Raw genomic sequence first — 17949 nt, forward strand, 5'->3', positions numbered from 1 at the left:
GGCACGGTGCGCGCCCGGGGGTGGTGCGGCGGCTAGAGCTCGTCGCGGCCCGCGCCACGCGACGGCACGGCGGTGAACAGCCTGGGGTGGCGCAGCTCCGCCGCTTCGTACGCGGCCTTCACCGCCCGGCCCACGGTGTCCACATCGGACTCGCGGACCAGGGCGATCGCCGACCCGCCGAAGCCGCCGCCGGTCATCCGCGCGCCGAGCGCCCCGGCTTCGCGGGCCGAATCGACGGCGAGGTCGAGTTCACGGGTGGAGATCCGGTAGTCGTCGCGCATGCTCACGTGCGAGGCGTCGAGCTGAGGGCCGATCTCGGTGATCCGGCCCGCCCGCAACAGCTCCACGGTGTCGAGGACGCGCTGGTTCTCCGTCACCACATGGCGCACCAGCGGCACGAGCTCGTCCGGCAGCTTGGCGAGCGCGGTGTCCAGCCCGTCGACGCCGATGTCCCGCAGCGCCTTCACTTCGAGCAGCTCCGCGGCGCGCTCGCAGCCCCGGCGGCGTTCGCCGTAGCCGCCCTCGGCGTGCGAATGCTTCGTGCGGCTGTCCATGATCAGGATCCGGACGCCGGATTCCTCCAGCGGGAACGGCACCTGCTCCAGCTCACCGGAACGGACGTCGAGGAACAGCACGTTCGATTCCGTGCAGCACAGGGAAGCGGTCTGGTCGAGCAGGCCGGTCGGCGCCCCGACGAAGTCGTTCTCCGAACGCTGCACCCAGCGGGCCACCTCGTGCAGGGTCGGCGCACCCGCGCCGGTCCCCGGGGTGATGCCCGCCAGCCCCAGGAGGGCGAGCGCGACGGCGCATTCGAGCGCGTGGGAGGAGGAAAGGCCAGCCCCCGAGGGCACGTTCCCCGCGATCGCCACGTCCGCACCGCCGGTGAGGCCCTGGTCCCGCAGGACCCACGCGACCCCGGCCGGGTACGCGGCCCACCCCTCCACCGAGCCGGGCCGCAGATCGGCGATGGTGAGCGGGCCGGATTCCTGGACCCGCCCGTCCGAGCCGAGGGTGGCCACGGTCAGCACACCGTCCTCGCGCGGCGACGCCGCGGCGGCGAGCCGGTGCGGGAGGGCGAACGGCAGCACGAAACCGTCGTTGTAGTCGGTGTGCTCACCGATCAGGTTCACCCGGCCCGGTGCGGACCAGACGCCGGCCGGAGCCCGGCCGTGGAGGTCCTGGAAGGTCTCCGCGGCGTCGGACGCGGCGCTCACCTGGCCTGCGCCAGCACGGCGTGCAACGCCGAGACGGGCACCTGCGCGGTGCTGCTCCCGCCGGTGACCTCGATGGTGCCGCCGGGCGCCGTCTTGCCGACCTTGACCCGGCTGCCGGGCACGATGCCGACCGACTTGAGCTCCGTCATCAGCGTCTCGTCCAGCTGCACGTGCTCGGCGATGCGGCGGATCTCGACCTCGCCGCCACCCATGCGGGCGAACTCGTCGAGCCGCACGAGGTCGGCTTCGGCGGGCGGGGCGGGATCACCGTCGCCGAGCTTGTCCAGCCCCGGGATCGGGTTGCCGTAGGGCGACGTGGTCGGGTGGTCGAGCAGCTTCACCAGCTTGCGCTCGACGGCCTCGCTCATCACGTGTTCCCAGCGGCAGGCCTCGTTGTGGACGTGCTCCCATTCCAGGCCGATGACATCGACCAGGAGGCGCTCGGCCAGCCGGTGCTTGCGCATGACCGCGATGGCGAGCTCGCGACCGTGCTCGGTCAGCTGCAGGTGCCTGTCGTCCGCGACCACGACCAGTCCGTCGCGTTCCATCCTGGCGACGGTCTGGCTCACGGTCGGGCCGCTCTGCTGCAGCCGCTCCGCGATCCGGGCCCGCAGCGGGACGACACCTTCTTCTTCGAGCTCGTAGATGGTACGCAAGTACATCTCTGTGGTGTCGATGAGATCGTTCACGCTGTCCCCTTCGTCCGCGTTGCTCATCGTAGTCGCTGGCACCGACAGCGACGCAGGCGTGGGGAGAACAAGCACCGAGGCGGGAAAAGTCCCCCAAGCTGGGCATGGAGACGTGGGGCACGGGAAGATGGGCCCATGCGCCCCATGATCACCACCAGCGAACTCGCCGAGCGGCTCTCCGGGCCGGAATCCGCACGCTCCGTAGTCCTCGACGTCCGCTGGCGGCTCGCCGGGCCGCCCGGCGCCGATTCCTACCGTGAGGCGCATCTCCCGGGCGCGGTGTACGTCGACCTCGACACGGCGCTCGCCGGGGAGCCGGGGGAGGGCGGCCGTCACCCGTTGCCCGAGCCGGAGACGTTGCAGCGGCACCTGCGGGCGGCCGGGGTCCGCGCCGGTCACCCGGTGGTGGTCTACGACGACTCCGACGGTTCGGTCGCGGCCCGGGCGTGGTGGCTGCTGCGCTGGGCCGGGCACGCCGAGGTCGCCGTGCTGGACGGCGGGTTCGCCGCGTGGGCGGAGGAAGAGCGCCCGCTCACCGACGAGATCCCGTCACCGGCGGAGGGCGACATCGTCGTCGAGCCGGGCGGCATGCCGGTGCTCGACGCGGCTGGAGCCGCCGCTCTCGCGAGGGACGGGCTGCTCTTCGACGCACGGGCGCGGCCGAGGTACGCGGGCGAGACCGAGCCGATCGACCCGCGCGCCGGGCATATCCCCGGCGCGGTCAACGCGCCCTTCTCCGGGCACGTCGGGGAGGACGGCCGCTGGCGAGACGCCTCGGAGCTGGCCGAGCGGTTCGAAGGGCTCGGCGTGGCCCCGGAGACACCGGTCGGTGTCTACTGTGGATCGGGCGTCACCGCCTCGTCCGTCGTGCTCGCGCTCGAGGTCGCCGGCCACCCGGAGCCCGCAGCGCTGTACACGGGTTCGTGGTCGCACTGGTCCCGTGATCCGGAGCGCCCGGTGGCCACGGGGGATCTGCCCGGCTGACGCGCGGAATGGCGCACGAGCCGCGTCCGGGCACTAGAGTTCCGACCATGCGAGCACCGGCCGTCGTATGGGACTCCTCGCTGCTGGGTTACGACCTCGGCGGCGAGCATCCGTTCAATCCGGTGCGGCTCGAGCTGACCATCCGGCTCGCCACCGAACTCGGCGTGCTCGACGGGGTCGAACTGCTGATCCCCGGCCCGGCGGGCGAGGACGAGCTGCGCCGCGTGCACCTCGGCGAGTACATCGAGGCCGTCCGGCAGGCGCCGATGACCGGTGCCGATTTCGCGCACGGGCTCGGCACCGAGGACAACCCGGTGTTCACCGGCATGCACGAGGCCTCCACGCTCGTCGTCGGCTCGACGCTGCTGGCCGCGCGGAAGATCGCCGAGGGCGAGGCGACCAGGGCGGTCAACATCGCCGGCGGCCTGCATCACGCGATGCCGGGCAAGGCGTCGGGCTTCTGCGTCTACAACGACTGCTCGGTCGCGATCTCGTGGTTGCTGGACCACGGCTTCGATCGCGTCGCGTACGTCGACACCGACGTCCACCACGGCGACGGCGTGCAGACGGCGTTCTACGACGACCCGCGGGTGCTGACCGTTTCCCTGCACCAGCACCCGTTCACGTTGTGGCCGGGCACGGGCTACTCGGCCGAGATCGGCAAGGGCGGGGCCGCGGGCACCTCGGTCAACCTGCCGCTGCCGCCCGGTACCCGTGACGGCGGCTGGCTGCGGGCGTTCGAGGCGGTGGTGCCGTCGCTGCTGGAGCAGTTCCGGCCGCAGATCCTCGTCACCCAATGCGGCGTCGACTCGCACGAAGAAGACCCGCTGGCGGACCTCTCGCTCTCCGTGGACGGCCACCGCGCCATCTACCGCAGGCTGCGCGAACTGGCCGAGACGCATACCGATGGCCGCTGGCTGGCCGTGGGCGGCGGTGGCTACCAGCTGATCCGGGTGGTGCCCCGGTCCTGGACCCATCTGCTCGCCACCGTGCTCGACCGCGACGTCGACCCGGCGACGTCGCTGCCGCCGAACTGGGTCGCGTCGATCACCAGGGCGGCGCCGAAGGCCGAGATCCCGCCCGGCATGTCCGACGACCGCGACACCGCCTTCGTCCCGTGGGGGGATGGCGAGGACGAACCGGTCGACATCGCCATCCGCGACACCCGCCGCGCGATCTTCCCCCTGCACGGCCTCGATCCGGACGATCCGAGGGACTGAACATGGTCAGTGAGGACACCAAACGCGACCCCTACGACTACCCGCGTGAGTGGGAGGCCGACGTCCTGCTCTCCGACGGCGGCACGGTGCACCTGCGCCCGGTGATCCCGAGCGACGCCGACGGCCTCGTCGCCTTCCACGGCCGGTTGTCCGAACGCACCCGGTACTTCCGGTACTTCGGCGCCTATCCGCGGATCCCGCAGCGCGACCTCGAACGGTTCTCCGTCGTCGACCACCACGACCGGGTCGCGTTCGTCGCGCTGCTGGGCGACGACATCGTCGCGGTCGGCCGGTACGAACGGCTGGAACACGGGCCCTCGGCCGAGGTCGCGTTCGTCGTCGACGACGCCCATCAGGGCCGCGGGCTCGGGTCGATCCTCCTGGAGCATCTGGCCGCGGCCGCCTCGGAATCCGGGCTGCGCCGCTTCGTCGCCGAGGTGCTCGCCGAGAACGCGGGCATGGTGCGCGTGTTCCGTGACGCGGGCTACCAGGTCAGCCGCGAGATCGAAGAAGGCGTGCTGCACCTGGAGTTCGACATCGACCCGACCGAGGAGTCGCTCGCGGTCGCCCGTTCCCGGGAGCAGGCCGCGGAGGCCCGCAGCGTGCACAACCTGCTGCATCCGAAGTCGGTCGCGGTGATCGGCGCGTCCACCGATCCGACGAAGATCGGCTACGTCGCCCTCACCAACCTGCTCAGCGCCGATTTCGCCGGCACGGTCTACCCGGTCAATCCGGAGCACAAATCCGTCCGCGGCGTCCGTGCCTATCCGTCCGTCGTGGACATCCCCGAGGACGTCGACCTCGCGCTGGTCGCGGTGCCCGCCGAGGCCGTCGAGTCCGTTTTGGACGGTGCGCTGGCCAAGGGGGTCAAGACCCTCCTGATCGTCTCCGGCGGGTTCGCCGAGGCCGGGCCGCACGGGCTGCACGCCGAACTGAGGCTGGTCGGGGAGGCCAGGGCACACGGTATGCGCGTCGTCGGCCCGAACGCGCTGGGCGTGCTCAACACCGACGCCTCGGTCCGGCTCAACGCCACCCTCGCGCCCCGCCTGCCCGCGCGCGGCCGCACCGGGTTCTTCTGCCAGTCCGGCGCGCTGGGCACCGCGATCCTGGCCGACGCCGAAGCACGCGGCCTCGGGCTTTCGACGTTCGTCTCGGCGGGGAACCGGGCCGACGTCTCCGGCAACGACCTGCTCCAGTACTGGGAGACCGATCCGGCGACCGATCTCGTCCTGCTGTATCTGGAATCGTTCGGCAACCCGCGCAAGTTCGCGCGGCTCGCGCGGCGGCTGGCGCGGACGAAGCCGGTGGTGGCGGTGAAATCCGGCAGGCACGCCGTCCGCCCGCAGCTCGCCGCGACCTCGGCGGAGGTCGACGAATCCAGTGTCCAGGCCCTGTTCGAGCAGGCGGGTGTCGTCCGCGTCGACACGCTCGCGCAGCTCTTCGACACCGCGCTGGTCTTCGCCCATCAGCCGCTGCCCGCCGGGCCGCGGATCGCCATCGTGGGCAACTCCAGCGCCATCGGGTTGCTCGCCGCCGACACGGCGCGGGCGCACGGCCTCCGGCTGACCGCCGACCCGGTCGACGTCGGGCCGCAGGCGAGCCCGGAGGAATTCGCCGCCGCCGTGCGCGAGGCGCTCAACTCCCCGGACACCGACGCGCTCGTTGTGGTTTTCGTGCCACCGCTCGCGATCCCGGGGACCGCGTACGCCCGCGCGTTGCGGGAGGCCGTCGTCGAGATGGACAAGAACAAGCCGATCGTGTCGACCTTCCTCGCCGTCGAGGGCGTGCCGGACGAGCTGGCCGTGCTGTCGGAGGACGGCGTGCCGACGCGGGGTTCGGTCCCGTCGTACCCGAGCCCGGAACGCGCGGTGAACGCGCTCGCGCGGGTCGTGCGGTACGCCGCCTGGCGGCAGCGGCCGCAGGGCAACCTCGTGCGTCCCGCCGGCCTGCACGCCGAGCAGGCGCAGGTGATCGTCGCCGAACTGCTGGCGGCCGAGGACGGCAAGACGACGCTGCTCTCCGACGACGACGTGGTCCGGCTCCTGGGCTGCTACGGCATCGACGTCGTCCCGTTCCGGGTCGTGACCTCCGCGGACGAAGCGGTGAAAGCGGCCGAGGACCTGGGCTTCCCGGTCACGCTCAAGGCCATCGACGAACGGCTGCGCGGCAGGCCGGACCTCGCCGGGGTGCGGCTCGATCTGTCCTCTGTGGACGGAGTGCGCCGGGCATACCTCGATCTGCGGGAGATCTCCGGCGACGACGAGGTCTACGTCCAGCGGATGGCGCCCAAGGGCCTGTCCTGCGTGATCGGGCTGCAGGACGACCCGTCGTTCGGCACGCTCGTGTCGTTCGGGCTGTCCGGTCTGGTCAGCACGCTGCTGGGGGACCGGGCCTACCGCGCCGTCCCGCTGACCGACGTCGACGCCGCCACCCTGCTCCGCGAACCGCGGACGTCGCCGCTGCTCACCGGCTACCGCGGTGACGAACCGGCGGATCTGGCCGCGCTCCAGGACATCGTGCTGCGCGTCGCGGCGCTCGCCGAGGACAACCCCGAGGTCCGGTCGATGACGCTCGACCCGATCCTCGCCTCGCCGGACGGCGCTTTCGTGGCCAACGCCCGGATCGTGCTGGGCCCGCCACCGTCCCGTCCCGACACGGGGCCGCGACGGCTGCGGCCGATCAACGCCCCTGCTTGAGCTCCCACTCTTGGGGCGAGCGGGCCGCGAGGTCCTTGTCGTGCTGGGTGAACGTCGCGATATCGCCGCGGATGGTGTTGTGGAACGCGACGATCAGCCCGCCGTGGACGAGTTTCGTCTGCACCGCCCGTGCTTCCCCGGCCAGGGGCCCGGCGGGGATGGTCAGCACGGTCGCGGTGTGCACGAGGTCGAACCCGCCGCCGAGCGGGCGGCTCGACACCTGGCGAATCCTCAGCGTGCTTCCCCGGTAGATGGTGTCGAAGATGTTCTGGCTCTCGCGCGCGATCGTCGCGCGGCCGCGCTGGATCCGGCCGACGACGTCGACGAAGTCCGCGTCCTCGGCGAAGTTCGCCGCCCACGCCTCACCGTCGCCCGCGTTCCAGGCACGTTCCAGCGCGGTGATGATCTCCTCGGTGGACATCGCTATCCTCCTGTAACAACGATCCATTAGTTAGAACAACGTTCCAACTTTCGAGGAGCATACATGTCGGCGGACCTTCCCGGCATCGTCCGGTTGCGCGATCGCCGTGAGGCGCTGACGCTGCGCACGATCCTGACGGCGGCCCGCGGCCTGTTCGCCGAGCGCGGGTACGCGCGGACGCCGATCCGCGTCATCGCCCAAGAGGCAGGGGTCTCACCGCAGACCATCTACGCGCACTTCGGGTCGAAGGCCGGTGTCCTCGGCGGTCTCGTCGACCTCCTCGACGACGAGGCCGGGATCCCCGACCTCGTCGCCGAGGCACAGCGGACCGACGATCCGGTCGCGCTGCTCGGCCTGCTCGCCACGGTCGCCCGCCAGGTCCGGGAACGCTGCGGGGACATCGTCGCGATGCTGAGCTCCGGCGCGGCCGTCGATCCGGATATCGCCGCGACCCAGGCGGAGGGCGCGCGGCGCAACCGGCTCGGCGTCGAGATGGTCATGGACCGTGTCCGGAAGAGCGGCCGCGCCCTGGTGCCGAGGGCCACGGACATCGCCGTGGCCCTGATGAGCGCCGACGTCCACACCAGCCTCGTAGCCGAGGCCGGGTGGAGTCACGACGACTACGAAGCCTGGCTCAAGGACACTTTGGTCGCGTCGCTGCTTCGGTGACGCAGGTGCTCGGCGAAGAACGCCGAGAGCCGGGCGCGCTGGACGGCGACGCTCCGTGCGGGATCGATGGTGCCGACGAACGCGGCCGGCGCGTTCCCCAGTTGCGGCAGCAGGGTCTGATAATCGGTGAAGCTGAAGTGCTCACCGTCCGGCAGCCGTGTTTCCCCGGTCCAGCCGCGCTGGTTGCGCTGGAACTCCTGCCAGGACGCGTCCGACGCCGCGCTGTGGTCGCCGGCGCTCATCAGCAGGAACGGCCGGTCCAGTCCTTCGTCGGCGACGCGGCCGAAGATCCGCTGAGACTGCGAGTGGGCCATGCTGCCGTCCAGATTCGCCCCGGCGACGACGCGCCGGTCGCTCACCATCGTCTCGCCCGCGGTGAACCCGCCGGCGGAATGGCCGAACATGCCGACTTGGCCCAGGCCGAGCGAGTCGAGGACGAAACGCGTGTCCCGCACGCGGGTCTCGATCACGCGTTTCGACACCTCGATGCTCGACGGCGGCAAGGCTTTCTTCTCGACACGGCCGCCGGGGAACTCCACCGCTTCCGCTTCGTGGGTGTGGTCGATGGCCACCACGACGTAGCCCTCGCTCGCGAGCTGTTCCTGCTGCGTGGTGCCGTGCGAACGCGACAACGTGCCCCCGGGTGAATACAGCACGACCGGCCGTCCGCCGCCGATCGCGGGCGCGCCGATCCGGGAGTGGGTGGGGAAGCGGTAGTCGAGCCGGTCCGACGGCATGCCGAGTTTGGCGGCGTCGCCTTCGGCCACCACCTTCGCGACACCCGGCGCCATGTACGGCGCCTTCGGCTTTCCGCTCGGCAATGCCGGGTACCGGACGGTGACCATCAGTTCCCTTGGGGTGCCGGGAACCCACGGGTCCTGGCGGGAGCGGTCGATCAGGTGGAGGTCGGTGGCGCCGACCGCGAACGGGCCGGTCGGCGCGGGCAGGCTCAAGCGGACGGGGGCCGCCGACGCGGACGGCGCGAGGAGGACGGCGGGAAGGGCGAGTGCGGTGGCGAGTACGCCGATCCGGCGCGTTGTTCGTTTCATGGCACCGAACGTAGGGAGCGCGCCCGGCCGCGGACATCGGGAAGATCACCGGTCGCGACCCTGGGATCGGCCCCCGGGTCCCCTTCCGCGTTTAGTCCTCTGAATGCGAACTATCGCATTCAGAGGACTGAACGCGGGGGTAGCGGAGCTCCAGGGCGTCGGTGGTGCCGTCCGCGGCCAGTTCCCGTTTGAGCACCTTGTGCGTGGCCGTCCGGGGCAGCGCGTCGAGCACCCGGACGAACCGGGGCCACTGTTTCGGCCCGAGATCACCTTGCGTGGCAACGAAAGCGGCGAACTCGTCGGCGTCGATCGGCGTCCGGCAGACCAGTGCGGCCAGCACCTGGTCGCCGACGCGCGGATCCGGGACGCCGTACACGGCCGCCTCGCTGACGGCGGGATGCCGCAGGAGCGCGCGTTCGATCGGTGCGGTGCCGAGGTTCTCCCCGTCGACGCGCAGCCAATCGCCGAGCCTGCCCGCGAAATAGCAGTAACCGTCCGAGTCGAGGTACGCCAGGTCGCCGGTGTGGTACATCCCGTCGCGCATCCGCTCGGCTTCGGCCTCGGGATCACCGTAGTACCCGGCGAAGAAGCCGGGACCACCGGTGTTGACCAGTTCCCCGACCGCTTCGGCGGCGTTGAGCAGCTTCCCGCCTTCGCCGAATTCCGCCGGGGGACAGGGTTTCCCGGTTTCCGGATGGAGGACTGCGACGCCGTCGAGCAAGCGGCCGAGCGAACCGGGCGGAGTGGTGGCGTCCCTGCCGAAGTTCACGCCGCCTTCGGTCGAACCGAACGCGTCGACCACGTGGCAGCCGAACCTCGTACCGAACGCAGCGAGGTCGGCCTCCGCGCCTTCGTTGCCATAGACCAGTTCCAGTGGATTGTCGGCGTCGTCGTCCCGCGCGGGCGTGGTGAGCACATAGGACAATGGCTTGCCGACGTAGTTGGCGTAAGTCGCCCCGAATTTCCGGACGTCCGGCAGGAAACCGGAGGCCGAGAAGCGCCGCCGCAGCGCGATCCCCGCGCCCGCCGCGAGCCCGACCGACCAGCCCGCCATGATGGCGTTGGAGTGGAACATCGGCATCGACACGTAGACTTTGTCCTCTGTGGACAGACCGAACCGCGTCGCCAGCATCTCGCCGGGGTAGGCGATCTTCCCGTGCGTGCACCGGACGGCCTTCGGGTCGCCGCTGGTGCCGGAGGTGAAGATCAGCATGAGCAGGTCTTCGGGCTTCGCGGCCACGGGGACCACGGCCTCCCGGGCCGGTTCGAGCTCGCTCAGCGGCAGCACCGGCACGCCCGCCTCGGACAGCAGCGGAAGGTACTTCTCCTCGACGAACACCAGCTCGCAGTCGGCCAGCGCGATGTCCCGGGCGAGCGCCGCGCCCCGCCGCGTCGGGTTCAGGCCGGCCAGCACGTGCCCCGAGAGCGCCGCCCCGCCGAGCAGGAACGAGAACTCGGGGACGTTGTCCGCCAGCAAGCCGAAATGCCCGCCGGGACGCAGGATCCCGGCGAGCGCGGCGGCGTATCCGGCGCAGGCCCGGACGTGTTCGGCCCAGGTCCAGCGCCGGTCCTCGAACAGCAACCCGGTCGAGTGGTCCTCCGCCCGCGCGAGCAGGAGTTCCGTGACCGTGGGGGTCATGCCGGAGCCGCGGCCAGGAGGTCGCCGAGCCCGCCCAGCTGCGCGGTCGCCCCGCCGAAGGTGAACTCGAGCCGCTTCGCCGCGACGAAGTAGCGATGCAGGGTGTGGTCGACGTCGATGCCGACCCCGCCGTGGATGTGCACGGCGGTATGCGCGACACGGTGCCCGGCCTCGGCCGCCCAGAACTTCGCCGTCGCGACCTCTTCGGCCGCCGGAAGCCCTTCGCTCAGCCGCCAGGCCGCCTGCCACAACGTCAGCCGGACGGCTTCGACGTCGACGTAGGCGTCGGCGAGCCGCTGCCGCACCGCCTGGAAACTCCCGATCAGATGCCCGAACTGCTTGCGCTCCCGCGCGTACGCCGCGGTCAGCTCCAAAGCCCGTTCGACGACGCCGAGCTGCTGCGCGCAGACCCCGATCGTGCCTCGCAGCCGCAGCCATTCGCCGACGTCGCCCAAGGACACCGTGGCCTTCGCGCCGGACAGTTCGACGAGCGCCGCGTCGGCGTGGTCGACGGTCCGCTGCGGCGAGACCGTCACCGCGTCCCGGTCGAGCAGAAACACCTGACGGCCGCCGTCGATGGCGGCTTCGACGAGGAACCCGTGCGCGAACGCGCCCGACGGCACCGCGGTCTGCGCGCCGGTCAGCCGCCAGCCGTCGCCGTCGGTCTCGGCCGTGAACCCGCACGGTACGCCGTAATCCGGCAACGCCACCGCGAGGACGTGGTCACCGCGCAGGACCGGGACGATCCAGCGTTCGGCGAGCCTTCCGTCCCCGAAGGAGGCCACCGCCGCCGCGCCCATGACCACCGAGGTCAGATACGGCACGGGAGCGACCGCGCGGCCGATCTCGGCGAGTACCGAGCACTGCTCCAGCAGCCCGAACCCGCCACCGCCGACCGACTGCGGCAGCGCCGCGTCGAGTACGCCCGCCTGGGCCAGTGCAGTCCACAGTGGAGCGTCGAAGCCGCCGGAACCGTGCGGCCCCAGCACCTCGGGGGTGACCTTGTCCGTGAGGATCCGGCGCGTGAGCGACGCGAGGTCTCGCTGCGCTTCGGTGAGCGTGAAGTCCATGGATGTCTCCTAGCGCGTGACGGGCAGGCCGAGTGCGGTCGCGGCGATCATGTCCCGCTGGATCTCGTTGGCGCCGCCGCCGAAGGTGAGGATGAGCGACGAGCGGTGCAGCCGTTCGATCCGGCCGCGCAGCTGGGCGCCGGGGGAGCCCTCGCGGACCACCGCGCCCGCGCCGAGGATCTCCATCATCAGCCGGTAGGCCTCGGTCGCGAACTCCGTGCCGAACACCTTGGTCGCCGACGCCTCCTCGGGGCCGAGCTCGCTGCTGGCGGCGGCCCAGGCGATCCGCCAGTTCCGCAGTTTCAGGTACTCGGCGTGGGTGTGGATCCGCGCCAGGTGCAGCCGCACCCACGGCTGGTCGGCGACGCGGGTGCCGTCGGGCAGTTTCGTGGTCTGCGCCCAGGCGCGCACCTCGCGCAGCGACGTCTGGATCGGCGCGGCCGAGGTCAGCGCGACCCGCTCGTGGTTGAGCTGGTTCGTGATGAGCGGCCAGCCCTCGTTCTCGCCCGCGACCCGGGAGGTCACCGGGACGCGGACGTCGTCGTAGTAGGTCGCGCTCGTGCCCGGCCCGGCGACGGTGTGCACCTTCGTCCAGGAGAAACCGGGGGCCGACGTCGGCACGATCAGCATGCTCAGGCCCTTGTGCCGATGCGCCTCGGGGTCGGTGCGGGCGGCCAGCCAGATGTAGTCGGCGTACTCGATCAGGCTCGTCCACATCTTCTGGCCGTTGATGACGTAGTCGTCCCCGTCGCGGATCGCGCGCGTGCGCAGCGCCGCCAGGTCGGTGCCCGCGCCCGGCTCGGAGTAGCCGATCGCGAAGTGCAGCTCGCCCGCGGCGATCTTCGGCAGGTAGAACGCCTTCTGTTCTTCGGTGCCGTACCGCATGATCGTCGGGCCGACGGTGTTCACCGTCAGGAACGGGACGGGCACCCCCGCCGCGGCCGCCTCGTCGGTGAAGATGAGCTGGTCGAGCATCGGCCGGTCCTGCCCGCCGTACTCGCGGGGCCAGCCGATCGCGAGCCAGCCCGCCCTGCCGAGGTCGCGGACGATTTCCTTGTACACCAGGCCGTTGCCGTACTCGCCGCCGTCGCCGGCCAGGGCTTCGCGGCGCTCCGGGGTCATCAGCCCGGCGAAGTACTCCCGGAGTTCGCCCGCCAGTGCCCGCTGCTCCGGCGTGTAGTCGATCCGCATCCGTCACCTCTGCCGTCGGTGCTCGTTACTGGTGCCATGGCCGCTCGCGGCGGTAGGGTAGAACCTGTTCTAGTTGTACCAGGTGTGACGGCGAGGAGGGAATATGGAGATCGACGTCGATCGCTCACTCTGCGAGGCGAACGCGATCTGTGTCGGCTTCGCGCCGGAGGTCTTCGATCTCGATGACGACGAGGAGCTTGTCCTCGCGACAGGCGAGGTTCCGCAGAATCAAGTAGAACGTGTTACTCAAGCCGTGGCGAGCTGCCCGAAAAACGCGCTGCTCATACGTGGTTAGCACCGTTTATTTGCTGCTTGCGTCGAACAAGAACAGATTCTAGTGTGTGCGGAGAGGCAAGGAGGCCCGGAGTGAGTTTGGACGGCAAGACGGCCATCGTGACCGGCGCCGGCGCGGGACTCGGCCGGGCCGAGGCGCTGGCGCTGGCCGCCGCGGGAGCGTCGGTCGTGGTCAACGACGTGTCCACCGCCGCGCAGGCGGTGGCCGACGAGATCGAGGCCGAGGGCGGCAAGGCCATCGCGGTCACCGGCGACGTGTCGGAGTCCGCGACCGCCGACGCGCTGCTCACCGCCGCCGTCGACCACTTCGGCGGGCTGCACGTCCTGGTCAACAACGCGGGTGTGCTGCGCGACCGGATGCTCTTCTCGATGACCGACGACGAATGGGACACGGTGCTCCGCGTCCACCTGCGCGGGCATTTCCTGCTTTCACGCAACGCCGGGGCGTACTGGCGCGACAAGTCCAAAGTGGACGGCGCGCCGGTGTACGGCCGGGTGGTCAACACCGCGTCGGAGTCGTTCCTGCTCGGCGCCCCCGGCCAGCCGAACTACGGCGCGGCCAAGGCGGGCATCGCCGCGCTGACCGTCTCCACCGCGCGCGGTCTCTCCCGTTACGGGGTTCGCGCCAACGCGATCTGCCCGCGCGCCCGCACGGCGATGACCGAAGCCGTCTTCGGCGCCGACGCGCCGGAGGGGATCGACCCGCTTTCGGTCGACCACGTCGCGCCGTTCGTGGCCTTCCTCTGCTCGCCGGACGCGGATCGCGTCAACGGTCAGGTGTTCCTCGTCTACGGCGGGATGGTCGCGCTGATGCGGCCGCCGTCGGTGGAACAGCGGTTCGACACCGCCAACGGCACCTGGACCCCCGAAGAACTCGCCACCAGCGTGGGCGGCTACTTCGCCGACCGCGACCCGGAGCGGATGTTCTCCGCGTCCGAGATCATGTCGCTGCCGTGAATCGGAGGAGATGACGATGGGCAGGCTCGACGGCAAGGTAGCGCTGATCACCGGCGGTGCCCGCGGGCAGGGCGAGGCGGCCGCGCGGCTTTTCGTCGCCGAGGGCGCGCGCGTGGTGATCGCCGACATCAACGACCTCGACGGCAAGAAACTCGCCGCCGATCTCGGCGAAGCGGCCGTCTACCAGCATCTCGACGTCGGCGACGAAGCCGAATGGGACGCGGCGATCGAGCGCACCCAGGCGGAGTTCGGCCCCCCGACCGTGCTGGTCAACAACGCGGGCATCCTGCACTTCTCGGAACTGGGCAAGACCACGCTCGCCGACTACGAACGCGTCGTCCGGGTCAACCAGATCGGCGCGTTTCTCGGGATGCGCTCGGTCGTTGAACCGATGACCGGGGCCGGAGGCGGCTCCATCGTCAACGTGTCCTCAGTGGAGGGGCTCGCCGGGATGCCGTTCCTCGTCGCCTACACCGCGAGCAAGTTCGCGATCCGCGGGATGACCAAGGTCGCCGCGCTCGAACTCGGCGCGAAGAACATCCGGGTCAATTCGGTCCACCCCGGCGCGATCGACACCCCGATGGTCGCGGCCGCCGCGGGCGGGCAGAAAGTCGACATGTCGTGGGTCGGCAAGAAGGTCGCCCTCGGCCGCGTCGGACAGCCGGAGGACATCGCGAAACTCGTGTTGTTCCTGGCCAGTGACGAAAGTTCGTACAGCACGGGCGCGGAGTTCGTCGCCGACGGCGGCGCGACCGCGACGCACGCTCTCAAGTTCTAGCGCGGAGGTGCCGAGAGCAAAGTGAACACCGCTAACGCAATGGGGCGTTGACAGGTGGAGTAAGACTCGGGGCAGGCTACTGGGAGGTTCTGTGAACGCATCGGTGTCCGTCCCGGGTACGGGTGCGCTCACACAGGTCGGCAGGCTCGCGACGCTGTCGTGGGAAGTCCTGCGCGCGATCTTCAAACGACCGTTCCAGTTCCGCGAATGGATCCAGCAGTGCTGGTTCTTCGCCAGTGTCACCATCCTGCCCACGGCACTCGTGGCGATCCCGTTCGGCGCGGTCATCGCACTGCAGCTGGGATCGCTGACGCAGCAGATCGGCGCGCAGTCGTTCACCGGCGCGGCGAGCGCGCTCGCGATCGTGCAGCAGGCGAGCCCGCTGATCACCGCGCTGCTGGTGGCGGGCGCGGGCGGCAGCGCGGTCTGCGCCGACATCGGCGCCCGCAAGATCCGCGAAGAGATCGACGCGATGGAGGTGCTCGGGGTCAACCCGATCCAGCGCCTGATCGTGCCCCGCGTGCTCGCGGCGATCGTGGTTTCGGTGCTGCTGAACGGTTTGGTCAGCGTCGTCGGCGTGCTCGGCGGCTACTTCTTCAACGTCGTCATGCAGGGCGGCACGCCGGGCGCGTATCTCGCCAGCTTCAACGCGCTCGCGCAGGTGCCGGACCTCTGGATCAGCGAGATCAAGGCGCTCCTCTACGGTTTCGTCGCCGGGGTGGTCGCGGCGTTCCGCGGGCTGAACCCGGCGGGCGGGCCGAAGGGCGTCGGCGACGCGGTGAACCAGGCCGTGGTCATCACGTTCCTGCTGCTGTTCCTGATCAACGTAGTGCTGACCGCGATCTATCTGCGGATCGTGCCGCCGAAGGCGATGTGACATGGCAGGCGAACCCGCTGTCTCCGATCGGACGCTCGAGATCATCGCGCGCCCGGGTGCGATGCTGGAAGGCTTCGGCGGCCAGCTGTCGTTCTACTTCCGCGCGCTGGCGTGGACCCCGCGCACGATCCGGCGCTACGGCCGCGAGATCTTCCGCCTGCTGACCGAAGTCAGCTTCGGCACCGGCGCGCTCGCGGTGATCGGCGGGACGCTCGGCGTGATGATCGGGATGACCCTGTTCACCGGTCTCATCGTCGGCCTGCAGGGCTATTCGGCGCTGAACCAGCTCGGCACCGCCGCGCTGACCGGGTTCATCTCGGCCTACTTCAACACCCGCGAGGTCGCGCCGCTTTCGGCCGGGCTCGCGCTTTCGGCCACCGTCGGCTGCGGGTTCACCGCGCAACTGGGCGCGATGAAGATCTCCGAGGAGATCGACGCGCTCGAAGTGATGGGTGTGCCGAGCATGCCGTATCTGGTGACGACGCGGGTGATCGCCGGCGTCACCGCGGTGATCCCGCTGTACGCCGTCGGGCTGCTTTCGTCCTATCTCGCGTCGCGGCAGATCACCATCTGGCTCTACGGCCAGTCCGCGGGCACCTACGACCATTACTTCACGCTGTTCCTGCCGCCCGAGGACGTGCTCTGGTCGTTCCTCAAGGTGATCATCTTCAGCGTGCTCGTCATCCTGTCCCATTGCTACTACGGCTATACCGCCAGCGGCGGGCCCGCCGGGGTCGGCGTCGCGGTCGGCCGCGCGGTGCGGACGTCGATCGTGCTGATCTCGGTGCTCGACTTCTTCCTGAGCCTGGCGATCTGGGGCGCCACCACGACAGTGAGGATTTCCGGGTGAACAGGAGGATGCTGCTGCAGCGGCTCCGGCACCAGGTGCTGGGGCTGATCTTCCTCGTGGTGGTCGTGCTGTTCTTCGTCACCACCATCGCCTTCTACCAGAAGGCCTTCACTTCGGTGACCCTGGTGAAACTGGAGACCGACCGCATCGGCAACCAAATGCGCGAAGGCGCGGATGTCAAAGTGCGGGGGATGGTCGTCGGCGAGGTCCGCGCGATCCAGGCCCACGGTGACCGCGCGACGATGGATCTGGCGCTGCAGCCGGACAAGACCTCGGTCATCCCGTCCAACGTGTCCGCGCGCCTGCTGCCGAAGACGTTGTTCGGCGAGCGGTATGTCGCATTGCAGATACCCGAGAAGCCGGAGCGGCACATCGCCGAGGGCGACGTCATCCCGCAGGACCGCAGCAGCAGCGCGATCGAGCTGGAAACCGTGCTCGGCAACGTGATGCCGTTGCTGCAGGCCGTTCAGCCGGAGAAGATGGCCAGCACGCTCAACGCCGTCGCGTCCGCTTTGGACGGTCAGGGCAAGCAGCTCGGCGCGACGATGGCGGGACTTTCGGAGTACCTCGGCAAAGTGAACCCGTCGCTGCCCGACCTCAAGGCTGACATCACCGGGGTCGCCGACGCCGCCGCGATCTACGACAAGGCCGCGCCGGATCTGCTGGCCGCGTTGTCGGATCTGACCACCACGAGCAAGACCCTGGTCGAGAGCCAGCGCGGGCTCGCCGACGTCTACTCGACCGTGACCGCGGCCTCGATCGACCTGACGAGCTTCCTGAAAGTCAACCAGGACAACCTGATCCGCCTCACCACCAACCTGCAGCCCACTTTGGACGTCCTCGCGAAATACGCGCCGGAATACCCGTGCCTGCTCAAACAGCTCGCCGGATCGGTGCCCCGCGCGGAACTCGCGTTCGGCAAGGGCACCGCACATCCCGAGGTCAGCCGGGTGACGATCGAGTTCACGCCGAGCCGGGGCAAGTACCTGCCCGGCGTCGACGAGCCGAAGTACAACGACAAACGCGGGCCCCGGTGCTACCCGGAGGTCCCGCCGCCGGGCCGCTGGCCGCAGTACCCGCCGGACGGCGCCATCGACGACGGATCGTCGAAACCCGCCCCGCCGCGCGATCCCGACGGCACCCTGCCCTCGAACGGGACCATTCCCGCGGGCGGGAACGCGGGAGGTTCGATGGTGAACTCGCCGGACGAGCAGCGGCTGATCGATCTGCTCGTGTCGCCGGCGATGGGCACGACGCCGGACCAGGTGCCGAACTGGGGCAGCCTGCTGGTGGGGCCGCTGTACCGCGGGGCGGAGGTGGAACTGCGATGAGGACTGTGCCGAACGTGGGG

General features: G+C 70.4%; 17 protein-coding genes. 10 read left to right on the forward strand and 7 right to left on the reverse strand.

Annotated elements, in window-relative coordinates; genetic code table 11:
- Nucleotides 1–32: 32 nt before the first annotated feature.
- Both galK and AB8M46_RS34770 read right to left on the reverse strand, forming a co-directional pair.
- On the reverse strand, nt 33–1214 hold the full coding sequence (gene galK / locus AB8M46_RS34765) for a galactokinase (RefSeq protein WP_394362937.1): 1182 nt from the start codon (nt 1212–1214) through the stop codon (nt 33–35).
- Nucleotides 1211–1930: a metal-dependent transcriptional regulator gene (locus AB8M46_RS34770; protein WP_016332755.1), complete on the reverse strand. Its 720-nt coding sequence runs from the start codon at nt 1928–1930 to the stop codon at nt 1211–1213. The genes galK and AB8M46_RS34770 overlap by 4 nt, the downstream gene beginning before the upstream one ends.
- Nucleotides 1931–2038: 108 nt before the next feature.
- Between AB8M46_RS34770 and AB8M46_RS34775 the strand changes: the two genes are divergently transcribed.
- Genes AB8M46_RS34775 through AB8M46_RS34785 form a run of 3 tightly spaced genes read left to right on the forward strand, consistent with a single transcriptional unit; the run spans nt 2039 to nt 6803 of the window.
- Nucleotides 2039–2887 carry a sulfurtransferase gene (locus AB8M46_RS34775; protein WP_394362938.1) on the forward strand — a complete coding sequence of 283 codons (849 nt, stop codon included), beginning with the start codon at nt 2039–2041 and terminating at the stop codon, nt 2885–2887.
- 47 nt (nt 2888–2934) lie between these two features.
- Nucleotides 2935–4107: an acetoin utilization protein AcuC gene (locus AB8M46_RS34780; RefSeq protein WP_394362939.1), complete on the forward strand. Its 1173-nt coding sequence runs from the start codon at nt 2935–2937 to the stop codon at nt 4105–4107.
- A gap of 2 nt (nt 4108–4109) precedes the next feature.
- Entirely contained in the window at nt 4110–6803 is a 2694-nt protein-coding gene (locus AB8M46_RS34785; RefSeq protein WP_350598446.1) for a GNAT family N-acetyltransferase, read from the forward strand.
- Here AB8M46_RS34785 and AB8M46_RS34790 read toward each other — a convergent pair.
- The gene (locus tag AB8M46_RS34790) at nt 6787–7224 is read right to left on the reverse strand and encodes an SgcJ/EcaC family oxidoreductase (protein ID WP_394362940.1); all 438 of its coding nucleotides are present in this window, start codon (nt 7222–7224) and stop codon (nt 6787–6789) included. The two genes, AB8M46_RS34785 and AB8M46_RS34790, sit on opposite strands and share 17 nt — an antisense overlap.
- Nucleotides 7225–7287: 63 nt before the next feature.
- Between AB8M46_RS34790 and AB8M46_RS34795 the strand changes: the two genes are divergently transcribed.
- On the forward strand, nt 7288–7893 hold the full coding sequence (locus AB8M46_RS34795; protein WP_125737796.1) for a TetR/AcrR family transcriptional regulator: 606 nt from the start codon (nt 7288–7290) through the stop codon (nt 7891–7893).
- Here AB8M46_RS34795 and AB8M46_RS34800 read toward each other — a convergent pair.
- The 4 genes from AB8M46_RS34800 to AB8M46_RS34815 form a co-directional block, all read right to left on the reverse strand.
- The gene (locus AB8M46_RS34800; protein ID WP_394362941.1) at nt 7845–8942 is read right to left on the reverse strand and encodes an alpha/beta hydrolase family protein; all 1098 of its coding nucleotides are present in this window, start codon (nt 8940–8942) and stop codon (nt 7845–7847) included. The two genes, AB8M46_RS34795 and AB8M46_RS34800, sit on opposite strands and share 49 nt — an antisense overlap.
- A 91-nt stretch (nt 8943–9033) precedes the next feature.
- The gene (locus tag AB8M46_RS34805) at nt 9034–10581 is read right to left on the reverse strand and encodes a long-chain-fatty-acid--CoA ligase (RefSeq protein WP_394362942.1); all 1548 of its coding nucleotides are present in this window, start codon (nt 10579–10581) and stop codon (nt 9034–9036) included.
- Nucleotides 10578–11651 (reverse strand): acyl-CoA dehydrogenase family protein, encoded by a 1074-nt coding sequence (locus AB8M46_RS34810; RefSeq protein ID WP_394362943.1) that lies wholly within the window; start codon nt 11649–11651, stop codon nt 10578–10580. The genes AB8M46_RS34805 and AB8M46_RS34810 overlap by 4 nt, the downstream gene beginning before the upstream one ends.
- A 9-nt stretch (nt 11652–11660) precedes the next feature.
- Nucleotides 11661–12842 carry an acyl-CoA dehydrogenase family protein gene (locus AB8M46_RS34815; protein ID WP_037343349.1) on the reverse strand — a complete coding sequence of 394 codons (1182 nt, stop codon included), beginning with the start codon at nt 12840–12842 and terminating at the stop codon, nt 11661–11663.
- Nucleotides 12843–12945: 103 nt separating this feature from the next.
- Between AB8M46_RS34815 and AB8M46_RS34820 the strand changes: the two genes are divergently transcribed.
- The 6 genes from AB8M46_RS34820 (at nt 12946) to AB8M46_RS34845 (ending at nt 17929) form a co-directional block, all read left to right on the forward strand.
- Nucleotides 12946–13137, forward strand: a complete 192-nt coding sequence (locus AB8M46_RS34820) for a ferredoxin (RefSeq protein ID WP_378429214.1) — start codon at nt 12946–12948, stop codon at nt 13135–13137.
- A 71-nt stretch (nt 13138–13208) separates the two neighbouring features.
- The gene (locus tag AB8M46_RS34825; RefSeq protein WP_394362944.1) at nt 13209–14093 is read left to right on the forward strand and encodes a 3-oxoacyl-ACP reductase; all 885 of its coding nucleotides are present in this window, start codon (nt 13209–13211) and stop codon (nt 14091–14093) included.
- Nucleotides 14094–14109: 16 nt separating this feature from the next.
- Nucleotides 14110–14871, forward strand: a complete 762-nt coding sequence (locus AB8M46_RS34830; protein WP_038516230.1) for a glucose 1-dehydrogenase — start codon at nt 14110–14112, stop codon at nt 14869–14871.
- Between the two features lie 91 nt (nt 14872–14962).
- Nucleotides 14963–15748 (forward strand): ABC transporter permease, encoded by a 786-nt coding sequence (locus AB8M46_RS34835; RefSeq protein WP_152611023.1) that lies wholly within the window; start codon nt 14963–14965, stop codon nt 15746–15748.
- Between the two features lies 1 nt (nt 15749).
- Nucleotides 15750–16598 (forward strand): ABC transporter permease, encoded by an 849-nt coding sequence (locus AB8M46_RS34840; RefSeq protein WP_016332769.1) that lies wholly within the window; start codon nt 15750–15752, stop codon nt 16596–16598.
- Between the two features lie 8 nt (nt 16599–16606).
- Nucleotides 16607–17929 carry an MCE family protein gene (locus tag AB8M46_RS34845; RefSeq protein WP_394362955.1) on the forward strand — a complete coding sequence of 441 codons (1323 nt, stop codon included), beginning with the start codon at nt 16607–16609 and terminating at the stop codon, nt 17927–17929.
- Nucleotides 17930–17949: the final 20 nt, after the last annotated feature.

It is taken from the genome of Amycolatopsis sp. SB7-3, from assembly GCF_041021335.1.
Taxonomy (GTDB): domain Bacteria; phylum Actinomycetota; class Actinomycetes; order Mycobacteriales; family Pseudonocardiaceae; genus Amycolatopsis; species Amycolatopsis japonica.

Bases quoted from the DNA above. Each gene is read 5' to 3' on its own strand.
- AB8M46_RS34840 (WP_016332769.1), top strand. From the start codon at position 15,750: ATGGCAGGCGAACCCGCTGTCTCCGATCGGACGCTCGAGATCATCGCG.
- AB8M46_RS34795 (WP_125737796.1), top strand. From the start codon at position 7,288: ATGTCGGCGGACCTTCCCGGCATCGTCCGGTTGCGCGATCGCCGTGAG.
- AB8M46_RS34805 (WP_394362942.1), bottom strand. From the start codon at position 10,581: ATGACCCCCACGGTCACGGAACTCCTGCTCGCGCGGGCGGAGGACCAC.
- AB8M46_RS34780 (WP_394362939.1), top strand. From the start codon at position 2,935: ATGCGAGCACCGGCCGTCGTATGGGACTCCTCGCTGCTGGGTTACGAC.
- AB8M46_RS34785 (WP_350598446.1), top strand. From the start codon at position 4,110: ATGGTCAGTGAGGACACCAAACGCGACCCCTACGACTACCCGCGTGAG.
- AB8M46_RS34810 (WP_394362943.1), bottom strand. From the start codon at position 11,651: ATGGACTTCACGCTCACCGAAGCGCAGCGAGACCTCGCGTCGCTCACG.
- AB8M46_RS34770 (WP_016332755.1), bottom strand. From the start codon at position 1,930: ATGAGCAACGCGGACGAAGGGGACAGCGTGAACGATCTCATCGACACC.
- AB8M46_RS34790 (WP_394362940.1), bottom strand. From the start codon at position 7,224: ATGTCCACCGAGGAGATCATCACCGCGCTGGAACGTGCCTGGAACGCG.
- AB8M46_RS34830 (WP_038516230.1), top strand. From the start codon at position 14,110: ATGGGCAGGCTCGACGGCAAGGTAGCGCTGATCACCGGCGGTGCCCGC.
- AB8M46_RS34820 (WP_378429214.1), top strand. From the start codon at position 12,946: ATGGAGATCGACGTCGATCGCTCACTCTGCGAGGCGAACGCGATCTGT.
- AB8M46_RS34775 (WP_394362938.1), top strand. From the start codon at position 2,039: ATGCGCCCCATGATCACCACCAGCGAACTCGCCGAGCGGCTCTCCGGG.
- AB8M46_RS34845 (WP_394362955.1), top strand. From the start codon at position 16,607: ATGCTGCTGCAGCGGCTCCGGCACCAGGTGCTGGGGCTGATCTTCCTC.
- AB8M46_RS34815 (WP_037343349.1), bottom strand. From the start codon at position 12,842: ATGCGGATCGACTACACGCCGGAGCAGCGGGCACTGGCGGGCGAACTC.
- AB8M46_RS34800 (WP_394362941.1), bottom strand. From the start codon at position 8,942: ATGAAACGAACAACGCGCCGGATCGGCGTACTCGCCACCGCACTCGCC.